This is a genomic window from Alcanivorax sp. HI0083 (genome assembly GCF_001635175.1).
Genome location: NZ_LWFX01000966.1, coordinates 1 through 10,275, shown reverse-complemented (window position 1 = coordinate 10,275; position 10,275 = coordinate 1). Strand labels below are relative to the sequence as shown.

9 protein-coding genes and 1 pseudogene are annotated in these 10,275 nt (G+C 56.4%); 9 read left to right on the top strand and 1 reads right to left on the bottom strand.

What is annotated here, in order from left to right; genetic code table 11:
- Positions 1 to 957: transglycosylase domain-containing protein (locus A3754_RS11230; protein WP_197468631.1), on the bottom strand; the 957-nt coding region annotated here is incomplete at its 3' end.
- A gap of 199 nt (positions 958 to 1,156) precedes the next feature.
- On the opposite strand from A3754_RS11230, the gene A3754_RS11225 reads away from it, so the two are divergent.
- The 9 genes and pseudogenes from A3754_RS11225 to gltB form a co-directional block, all read left to right on the top strand.
- Entirely contained in the window at positions 1,157 to 2,224 is a 1,068-nt protein-coding gene (locus A3754_RS11225; RefSeq protein ID WP_063519752.1) for a pilus assembly protein PilM, read from the top strand.
- Positions 2,221 to 2,790: a PilN domain-containing protein gene (locus A3754_RS11220; RefSeq protein WP_063519751.1), complete on the top strand. Its 570-nt coding sequence runs from the start codon at positions 2,221 to 2,223 to the stop codon at positions 2,788 to 2,790. Before A3754_RS11225 ends, A3754_RS11220 begins: the two co-directional genes overlap by 4 nt.
- Positions 2,787 to 3,455: a type 4a pilus biogenesis protein PilO gene (locus tag A3754_RS11215; RefSeq protein WP_063519750.1), complete on the top strand. Its 669-nt coding sequence runs from the start codon at positions 2,787 to 2,789 to the stop codon at positions 3,453 to 3,455. Before A3754_RS11220 ends, A3754_RS11215 begins: the two co-directional genes overlap by 4 nt.
- A gap of 9 nt (positions 3,456 to 3,464) precedes the next feature.
- Positions 3,465 to 4,001: a pilus assembly protein PilP gene (locus tag A3754_RS11210; RefSeq protein WP_063519749.1), complete on the top strand. Its 537-nt coding sequence runs from the start codon at positions 3,465 to 3,467 to the stop codon at positions 3,999 to 4,001.
- A 20-nt stretch (positions 4,002 to 4,021) separates the two neighbouring features.
- Positions 4,022 to 6,166 (top strand): type IV pilus secretin PilQ family protein, encoded by a 2,145-nt coding sequence (gene pilQ, locus A3754_RS11205; protein ID WP_063519748.1) that lies wholly within the window; start codon positions 4,022 to 4,024, stop codon positions 6,164 to 6,166.
- Entirely contained in the window at positions 6,163 to 6,699 is a 537-nt protein-coding gene (aroK, locus tag A3754_RS11200; RefSeq protein ID WP_082872515.1) for a shikimate kinase AroK, read from the top strand. The genes pilQ and aroK overlap by 4 nt, the downstream gene beginning before the upstream one ends.
- A 63-nt stretch (positions 6,700 to 6,762) precedes the next feature.
- Positions 6,763 to 7,842, top strand: a complete 1,080-nt coding sequence (gene aroB, locus A3754_RS11195; protein ID WP_063519746.1) for a 3-dehydroquinate synthase — start codon at positions 6,763 to 6,765, stop codon at positions 7,840 to 7,842.
- On the top strand, positions 7,832 to 9,385 hold the full coding sequence (locus A3754_RS11190) for an SPOR domain-containing protein (protein ID WP_082872516.1): 1,554 nt from the start codon (positions 7,832 to 7,834) through the stop codon (positions 9,383 to 9,385). Before aroB ends, A3754_RS11190 begins: the two co-directional genes overlap by 11 nt.
- Before the next feature lie 143 nt (positions 9,386 to 9,528).
- A pseudogene (gltB, locus tag A3754_RS11185) lies at positions 9,529 to 10,275 on the top strand (glutamate synthase large subunit); the annotation flags it as partial.

Sequence of the window (10,275 nt, the reverse complement as noted above, 5' to 3'; positions counted from 1 at the left end):
GTAGCCGTGGCGCTCGTCATAACTGTGCAGGCCGTTGCGCAGGGCGTTGACCGCAGCCTGCTGGCGTTTGCTGTCTACCGTGGTGATGATGCGGATGCCGTCGGTGTAGATATTGGCGTCCACCAATTCCATGGCCTGCAAGCGGGCCATTTCACCCAGATAGGCGGCGTCCACTTCCGGTGAGGCGGCATGGAAGCGGGCGCTGACCGGGGCGGCCTGGGCGAGCTCGCGCTGCTCGGCGGTGAGGGCGCCGGTCTCTTCCATGCGATGCAGAATCCAGTTGCGTCGGACCTGGGCGCGCTGGGGGTTGGTGATTGGGTTATAGGCTGAAGGGGCTTTCGGTAGCCCGGCAATCATGGCCCATTGGGGTAGGCTGAGTTCGCCCACGGACTTGCCGTAATAAACCTGGGAAGCCGCTTCGGCGCCGTAGGCCCGGTGCCCCAGGTAAATCTTGTTTAGATAAAGCTCAAGGATTTCTTCCTTGCTGAGGACCCGTTCGATCTGGATGGCGAGCACGATTTCGTTGAATTTGCGCAGAAAGCGCTGCTCCCGGTCCAGGAAGAAGTTGCGGGCGACCTGCATGGTGATGGTAGAGCCCCCGGAGCGGATTTCCCGGTAACGGGCCAATTCCACAAAGGCGCGCAGCAGGCCTTTCAGGTCTACGCCGTTGTGGCGAAAGAAGCGTTCGTCTTCCGCCGCCAGTACCGCCTGGATCAGCGGTTCCGGCAGTTCGTCGTAAGTCACTGGCTGACGGCGTTTCTCCCCGTATTCTGCGATCAGCTTCATGTCGCGACTGTAGATGCGCAGGGGGATCTGGTATTCCACCTCGCGAATCTGGCTTGCCGGGGGTAGCTGGGGAGCCAGATAGAGGTAGCAGGCGGCGAGCGCCGTCAGGCCCCCGCCGGCGCCGGCAATAAGGAGTAACAGCAGGTATCGGATCCAGGAGGGTAAACGCATGTTTTCGGCAACTACTGGCTGGGATCGGTAGAAAGGCCTAGCCGGCCCGTGAAGTGGGTCATTATATGGTGGAATGCTTGTTGTGATCTAATATCTGTTCTGCTATTACTAACTCCTAAAGTAATTCGACATAAAAAACGTGTAAGTGTATCTTTAGCAAGAAAAAACACTTCAATAATAACCAGACGGGACGACGACAGTGCTGCCTTTCCTCAGAAAAAAGGCCCAGACACTACTGGGGATCGACATCAGCTCCACGGCGGTCAAGCTGCTGGAACTGTCCAAATCAGGGGGCCGCTACAAGGTCGAGAGCTATGGGGTTGAACCTCTGCCGGCCAATGCGGTTGTCGAGAAAAACATCAGCGACGTGGAAGGTGTGGGCGATGCCATTGCCCGCCTGGTCAGCCGTGCGCGCCCCGGGGTGAAAACCGCGGCGGTGGCGGTGTCCGGTTCCGCGGTGATCACCAAACTCATCGAAATGGATGCGGATCTGGACGAGGATGCATTGGAATTGCAGCTCAAGTCCGAGGCCGACCAGTATATCCCTTATCCCATGGATGAAGTTCGCATGGACTTTCAGGTCGTGGGGCCGGTGGAAAATAACGATGAGCGGGTAGAGGTGCTGGTTGCGGCTTCACGTACCGAAAACGTGGAGATGCGCACTGATGCACTGGAAATCGGTGGCCTGCAACCGAAAGCGGTGGATGTGGAAGCGTACGCCATGGAGCGTGCTTTCCAGTTGATCCAGGCCGGTTTGCCGAACTCGGATGAGCTGGAAACCGTGGCGGTATTTGATATCGGCGCCACCATGACCACGTTGAACGTGTTCCATCAGGGGCGCAGTGTTTATACCCGTGAACAGCTCTTTGGTGGCAAGCAGCTTACCGAGGAAATCCAGCGCCGCTACGGTATTTCCATGGAAGAGGCTGGCCTTGCCAAGAAAACCGGCGAGCTCCCCGATGATTATGAAAGCGAAGTGCTGCAGCCGTTCAAGGACGCCATCGTTCAGCAGGTGAATCGTTCCCTGCAGTTTTTCTATGGCTCCACCCAGTTCAATGAAGTGGATTACATCCTGCTGGCAGGTGGCTCTGCCTCGATCGCCGATCTGGGTGATCTGATTCAGGAGAAAGTGGGGGCGGGCTGTTCTGTGGCCAATCCGTTCAGTGACATGGCGCTGGCAAACAAGGTGAGTGCCTCTGCCATTGCCAATGATGCCCCGGCATTGATGATTGCCTGCGGCCTGGCATTGAGGAGCTTTGACCAATGACAACAACAATTAACCTGTTGCCCTGGCGCGAAGAGCGCCGCAAGCGACAGCAGCAGGAGTTCATCGTTCTGCTGGTGGTAGCAGCGGTGGTGGGGGCTTTACTGTTCTTCGGCTGGAAAAGTGTGGTTGATCAGCAAATAGCGGACCAGCGTGCGCGCAATAGTCATATCCAGAGCAAAACCGCTGAGCTGAACGAAAAGATCAAGGAAATTAAAGAGCTGCAAGCCCGTCGGGATGAGTTGGTTGCACGAATGGAGGTTATTCAGAATCTTCAGGGAAATCGCCCAACTATTGTGTATGTCTTTGATGAATTGGTGCGAACCCTGCCTGATGGCGTGTTCTATTCTCAGGTCAAGCGCATCGGGGACGTATACAGCATTGCCGGGGTGGCGGAAAGTAACAATCGCATCTCCCGGTTGATGCGTAATTTCGATGGCTCCCCGTGGTTTGGTGAGGCCAATTTGCAGAATGTGACTGCGCTGGAGGATGGCTCCCAAGCGAATAAGTTTACCTTGACCGTGAAGCAGTCCTCGCCGAACAGCAAGAAAGAGGGAGAACAAAAATGAACGCCTCTGAGCTGAAAAATCTCGATTTACGGGAGTTGATGGACGAGCTTAACAGTCTGGACTTCGAAAATGTGGGGGGGTGGCCAACACCGGTCAAAGTCGGTGCCGCGTTACTCGTTTTGGTCGCTGTACTGGCGCTGGGATACTTCTTTGTTATTCAGGATGCGAATAAGCTTCTCGATCAGCAGCAACGTGAAGAATCGTCGTTGCTGAAAAGTTATGAGAAGAAAGCGTTTGAAGCGCATAACCTGGATCAGTTTCGTGCCCAGCTTGCGGAAATGGAGCAGACCTTCGGTGCGCTTCTAAAGCAGTTGCCCAAGGACACCGAAGTGCCCGGCTTGCTTGAGGATATTACGCATACAGGTTTGGGGAGTGGGCTCGAGTTCGAAACCATTGCACTGAAGAAAGAGGCAGAAAAAGAATTCTATGCCGAGTTGCCGATTGATATTCGTGTGATCGGTGATTACCACGGTTTTGGCGCTTTTGTCTCTGGTGTGGCGGCCTTGCCAAGGATCGTGACGCTGCATGATTTCGAAATCAAGCCCCCCAAGGATGACGCCTTGAGGGCCCTTGGATTGCTTGAGATGGATATCACTGCCAAGACCTACCGTTATTCCAGCAAGGACGGCGCAGCTAGCAAACCATCCAAGGCCAAGAAGAAATAGGGGGGCAAAATGAAAGCATATTCTAAGATAGCCTTGCTGCCTCTGTTGGCGGTATCGATGTTTGGCCTGGTGGGGTGCGGTTCGAATGCGAACCTGGCGGGTCTGGATGCCAAGCTGGAAGAGATTAAAGCTCGGCCGCGAGGGCGTATTGAGCCGCCGCCGGAGTTTAAACCGATCGCGACCTATGCGTATTCAGCGCAGCAGTTGCGGTCGCCGTTTAGTCCGCCCAAGGATCAGGAGTTGCTTCTGGTGCGCGAGGGCGTAAATGTCGAGCCGGATCTGGCTCGGCCAAAAGAATATCTGGAGCGTTTTTCGCTGGATGCGTTACGCATGGTTGGCACGATCACCAAGCCAGGCGAGCCGGTCCAGGCTTTGATTGCAGACCCTTCTGGAGCTGTGACAAGGGTGCGACCAGGCAATTACATGGGGAAAAACTTTGGCCGCGTGAAAGATGTTAGCGAGGTCAAGGTTGGTTTGATTGAAATCGTACCGGATGGTCGGGATGGCTGGGTAGAACGCGCCAGCAACGTCTCGATTTCCGAATAACAGTCGCTGGGGATCCAGTTATGAAATGTGCAACATTGAAAATAAAAAAGAGCGCTTCCCGGCGTCTGGCGGGGTTTCTGGCGGCAGGGGCACTGAGTGTCCTTAATGCCGTGGCAATGGCGGGGACATTGCAATCCATTGAAGCCAATTCCCTTTCCGGCGATAGCATGGAGGTACGTCTGCGCTTTGAGGGCGGTGTGCCGGAAGTCAAAGGCTATAGCATCGAAAAGCCGGCACGGATCGCGCTGGATTTGATCAATGCTGATAGCGATGTGTCAGGGAAACGGCAAAACCTGGGGGCTGGCAATGCGCGCAGTGTCACCATTGTCGAAGCCAAGGACAGAACGCGCCTGATCTTTAACCTGGAATCCCTGACAGGGTATTCCACCAGTGTTGATGGTAGTGACCTTGTGGTGGTGTTGGGTGATGAAGAGGCCAACACAGCAATGTCCGCCTCTGGGGACGTAAAAACTGCCGGTGATGCGGTGGTCAGCGGAGTGGATTTTCGACGCGGCACCAGTGGCGAAGGCCGGGTTATTGTGNAGCTGTCTAAGTCGTCGATTCCGGTGGATGTGCAGGAGGAAGGCGGCAAAATCATTGCTCGTTTCGTGGGCGCCGGTGTCGATAATGATCAAGTGCGTAAGCTGGATGTGACTGATTTTGCCACTCCTGTTCGCATGATCGAAACGGCCAGCGTGGACGGCAGTGTGCAAATTACCATTGAGCCGACGGGCTCCTGGGAATATCTGGCGTACCAGGCCGACAACGAATTCAGCATTAATGTAAAGCCGGTTAGTAAGGCTGACGCGGAGCGCAAGAAAAAGGAGGCTTTTGCTTATACGGGAGAGAAGCTGTCTTTGAACTTCCAGGACATTGAAGTGCGCTCCGTGCTGCAGTTGATCGCAGACTTTACCGGCTTGAATCTGGTGGCTTCTGACACAGTCTCTGGTCGTATTACCCTGCGCCTGCAGAACGTGCCTTGGGATCAGGCATTGGAACTGATTTTGAAGACCAAGGGGCTTGATAAGAGGCAGGTAGGTAATGTCTTGCTTGTGGCGCCCGCTGACGAGATCGCTGCCCGGGAGCAGCTTGAGCTGGAAAGTCAGAAGAAAATTGAGGCGCTGGCGCCACTACGTACCGAGTATGTAAGTATCAACTACGCTAACGCAAGTGAACTGAAAACCCTGATCAGCAGTGCTGGTGGCAAGGCTGCCTCGTTGCTGAGTAATCGGGGTTCCGTGGTGGTGGATCAGCGTACCAATACCCTTATTGTGCAGGATACCCAAGCCAAGCTGGCGGAAATTCGCGATTTGATTTCTGAGCTGGATATCCCGGTTCAGCAGGTATTGATTGAGGCCAGGGTTGTTGTGGCAACGAATGATCTCTCGGATGAATTTGGTGTTCGTTGGGGCGGCCTGGGTTATGACAATGAGTCCATTATCAATGATGGCGAGTCCGCTCTGTTTTCCGGTCGTTTGCAGTCCATTAGGGACTTGCATGGGACTAACCTGGAAACCGAAATCGACCCGACTACAGGCGAAATTGATCAGGATTTTATTATTCCTGGTGCTGATAACTCCGATGATTTATTGGTTGACTTGGGTGTAGATTCTGCAAGTGCTTCCCGTTTTGCTGTTGGCTTTACTTCCTTGACCTCTGGCCTTATTGAGCTTGAGCTGTCTGCGCTAGAGGCTGAAGGCCATGGTGAATTGGTGGCGACTCCGAAGGTGTTGACAGCGGATCAGCAGCCGGCGGTGATTGCCTCTGGTCAGCAAGTGCCTTTTGAGGTGGCCACGTCCTCCGGTGCCACTTCCATCGACTTCGTGGAAGCGGAGCTGCGCCTGGAGGTAACTCCGCATATCACGCCGGATGGCAATATCATCATGACGCTGAAAGTCAACAACGACTCCTTCAGTTCCGACGGCTCTGCGGCGATCAATACCAACCGGGTAGAAACCTCCGTGCTGGTCAATGATGGCGAGACGGTGGTGCTCGGTGGTATCTTCCAGCAGGAGAAGATCAATTCCGTGACCAAGACGCCTTTCCTGGGTGACTTGCCGTGGATTGGTAACTTGTTCAGAAATACCGTAAAGCGTGATAACAAGCAGGAGCTGCTGATCTTTATTACGCCACGGTTGATGAAGGATGCTTTGGCTAATCGGTGATCAAGACTAATTCTGTTGTTCCTTTGATTCTTGTCGGGCCCATGGGTGCAGGTAAAAGCACCCTGGGCCGGCATCTTGCCCAGCTGCTGGATCGCCCGTTTTTCGACTCTGATCGTGTCATTGAGGAGAAGACCGGTGCGGACATCCCCTGGATCTTCGATATGGAAGGCGAGGCGGGCTTCCGGCGGCGAGAGCAGGATGTTATCGACGAATTGACCCGGGAGTCCGGCATCGTGCTGGCGACCGGGGGTGGGGTTGTGGTGACCCCGGAAAATCGTACCTTTCTCCATGAGCGCGGTTGTGTGGTCTACCTGTGGACGCCGGTAGAGGTTCAGCTGGCGCGCACCCGCAATGACAAAGGCCGCCCGCTGCTGCAAACGGCAGACCCCAGGGCGCGGCTTGATGCCCTGTTCGCTGAGCGCGATCCGCTCTACCGGCAGGTGGCTCACCATGTTGTCTCGACCGCATCGGGCAACCTGAAAAAAGTCGCCGACGACGTGCTCGCTTGTTTGGACTCTCACCCACAAGGATAATGCAGGCAATTGCCGGGCTGATCTCTGGTCTGTTTTGCTGAATTATCGTTTGTGGGAGCTGTAATGCGCACACTTCAGGTGGCCTTGGCCGAGCGGAGTTACCCTATTCATATCGGGGCCGGTTTGCTGTCGTCTTTCCCCCTGGCCGAGCAGGTACGCGGTAATCAGGTGATGATTGTCACCAATGAAACCATCGCCCCGCTGTATCTGGCGGCGCTGGAGGCGCAGTTCTCCGCGATCCAGTGCGATACGTTGATTCTCCCTGACGGTGAGAAATACAAGACCCTGGACACCCTGGAAACCCTTTTCGATGCCTTGATGGCTAAACGTCATTCGCGCACGACTACGTTGATCGCGCTGGGAGGCGGTGTGGTTGGTGACATGGTGGGCTTTGCGGCGGCCTGCTATCAGCGTGGTGTGGATTTTATTCAGGTGCCGACCACGCTGCTGGCACAGGTGGACTCGTCCGTGGGGGGCAAGACGGCGGTAAATCACCCCCGTGGCAAGAACATGATCGGGGCCTTTCATCAGCCGAGACTTGTGCTGATCGATACCGACGTTCTCGGTACTCTGCCGGAGCGGGAGCTGGCTGCCGGTTACGCGGAAGTCGTCAAATATGGCCTGATCCGTGATCCGGATTTCTACCAGTGGCTGGAAACCAATAACAGCAAGCTGTTGTCCAGAGAAGAGTCGGTCATCTCCGAGGCCATCTTCCGTAGCTGCGAAAACAAGGCGCAGGTGGTGGCGGACGATGAAACCGAGCAGGGCAATCGTGCCCTGTTGAATCTGGGGCATACCTTCGGGCACGCGATCGAGACGGCTACGGGCTACAGTCAGTGGTTGCATGGCGAGGCGGTAGCCGTGGGCATGTTGATGGCGATCAGGATGTCGGCTGAGCTTGGCTGGGTGCCGGATGATCTGGAGCCGGGCGTGGTGGCGTTGCTGTCCACTTGGGGGCTGCCTGTGGCGGCCCCTAAAGATATGACGCCGGAACAATTTGTCGATCTAATGGCCATGGACAAGAAGGTTCATAACGGCCAGTTACGCCTTGTGCTGTTGCGCGCGCTGGGTAAGGCTGTGGTAACGGCCGACTATGATGAAGTGGCATTGCAAAAAACGCTGGAGGCTTTTTGTGGAGCATGATGACGAACGTTTCTATAGCGGGGCCTCGCGAGGGGATTTCCTGGATGCCATGACTGCCCATGCCGGGCTGGGCTCGGTAGTGGCTATAGAAGGCGACACGGGCAGCGGTGTGTCTACTCTGCTCGGGCAGGCAGTGATGGCGCTGCTGGCCGACATGGAAGTGGTTCGCATCGATGGCAGTGAGCCCCATGATGCCAATGTGGTGGTCGACGCGTTGCTGCGTCATTTCGATATTGACCGCGCTGACCTGCCGCAAATGCTGCGTGACACCCTGAGTGATGGTCGCCTGGTGGTGGTGGTGGATAACAGTGAAGACGTGAGAGCGGATGCGCTGGCCACCATGGCGGCCCTCAAGCAGAAACTGGGCGCGCGGTTGTGCTACCTGTTCGGGGGGCTGCCGGGCACCGTCGAAGCGCTCAAGTCCGTGGACTTTACCGTGGATGACGTGCTGGATCTGCCAACATTGAATGCGGATGATGTGCAGGATTTTGCCTGGTTTGTTGCTGGCGAGGAGCTGGATGAGGACGAATCAGAGCGGCTGGCGCACGGTAGTGAGGGGTTGCCGGGTGCTCTGCTGGGGCTGTTGCAGGGTACCCGGGGGTCCGCTGCGGCGGTGCCGGTAGGGGCGGCCACGCACAGCCAGGACAGCGCCGCTGAAGCGGGCGAGACCGATGACGGCATGAGTGATATGCCGGGCTTTTCCGCGCGCTCCAGCGATGATGAAGATGACGATAATCATGTTGATGCCGAAGCGCCTGTGCCGCCGGCTGATACGGCGCCAGCGTCCCGTGCCACTGCTCCCTGGCGTCACGGGGCTGCTGTTGTGGGGCTGTTGTTGGTGGTGATCCTCTTGTGGTCAGTGCTTTCTGGCGGCGATGATGAGGATGCGGCGCAGGATTCCCGCCAGTTGGCTTTGCCTGTGCCGGAGTCGGTGCCGTCGAAACAGCAAGAGGTTGCGCCCCGGGAGCCCGGGGTTACACCGCTGAAGCCGACCATGGAGCCGGTGGCGCGTCTTGAGGATATCGGGGCGGAGCCGGAAGACGAAGAAAGCAAGGCTGAGGCTGCGCCGAACAGCAATGTACAGCTGGCGCCAGTGACTGATCCGGTTATGCAATCTTCTCCAGCTCAGGCTCAACAGGAAGTGGCGGTGGCGCCGGCACCTGACAAGCCGGATGAATCTGCGTCAGTAAAGCCAGAAAAGGTGGAGAGCAAAGCCGCTTCGCAATCGGAGCAAGAAAAAGCACCAGCCGAAACCTCGGGGTATAATCAGGCGGCCTGGCTCGCGGCGCTGGATGACAATCGCTGGTTTTTGCAGATTACCGCCACCAGCCAGGAAGCGAATGCCCGTGCGGTGCTGGACCAGCTGGATCGTAAGGGGGCCTATTATCCGGCCAAACGGAATGGAAAAACCGTGTTTCTGGTGCTCGCCGGGGACTATTCCAGCCGTCAGGCAGCGCTTGATGCAAAGTCGACGTTGCCAGCAAAGTTACGCTCAGCGGGGCCTTTTCCTCGCAAGATGGGCGATGTTCGCGGCGAACTTTAAGCATAAAAAAGCGCCTTGGGTGACTGTTCAATTTGTCGCCCAAGCGCGCAATGTGTAGAATGCATATCCCTTTTTTGCCGTCACCGTTTTCTTGACGCCATTTGCCTTCTGTAAGTCTCTGAATTTCAAGAGGAAAGGTTTTCATGCAGCAGAACTCAACGCTGGTGCGGGGGCTCACTGAGCCCGGAGAATTCCGGGACAACTGTGGTTTTGGTCTGATCGCCCATATGGAGGGCCAGGCCAGCCACGAGCTTCTGCAAACTGCTATTGAAGCACTTACGTGCATGACACACCGGGGCGGCATTAATGCCGACGGAAAAACCGGTGATGGCTGCGGTCTGTTGCTTAAGAAACCCGATTCTTTCTTCCGCAAGGTCGCGGAAGAGCAATCCATTACGTTGCCGGACAATTACGGTGTGGGGATGGTATTTACCCACCCGGACGCGGATCAGTCCGAGCAGCAGAAGAGCGCAATCAATGCGGCCCTGGAAGCCCAGGGTGTTGCCGTGCTCGGCTGGCGCGAAGTGCCTACCGATCCGGCCTGCCTGGGTGATCTGGCGCGTGCGTCCCTGCCGGGGTTCTGGCAGGTGATGGTGGCGGCAGACGGCAACTCCGAGCAGGAGCTGAACCGTCGGTTGTTCTTTGCCCGTCGCCATGCGGAAAAAGCCATCGAGAACGACGGCTACTTCTATATCTGTTCCCTGTCCGCCTCTGTCATGTCTTACAAAGGCCTGATGATGCCGGTGGATCTGCCGGTGTTTTTCCCGGACTTGGGCGACAGCGCCATGGAAACGGCGATTGTCGTTTTCCACCAGCGCTTTTCCACCAACACGCTGCCCCAGTGGCCGCTGGCCCAGCCGTTCCGTTACCTGGCCCATAACGGTGAGATT

Excerpts from the sequence above, each read along its gene's own strand:
- A3754_RS11220 (WP_063519751.1), top strand. The coding sequence starts at position 2,221 with ATGACAACAACAATTAACCTGTTGCCCTGGCGCGAAGAGCGCCGCAAG.
- A3754_RS11215 (WP_063519750.1), top strand. The coding sequence starts at position 2,787 with ATGAACGCCTCTGAGCTGAAAAATCTCGATTTACGGGAGTTGATGGAC.
- A3754_RS11210 (WP_063519749.1), top strand. The coding sequence starts at position 3,465 with ATGAAAGCATATTCTAAGATAGCCTTGCTGCCTCTGTTGGCGGTATCG.
- aroB (WP_063519746.1), top strand. The coding sequence starts at position 6,763 with ATGCGCACACTTCAGGTGGCCTTGGCCGAGCGGAGTTACCCTATTCAT.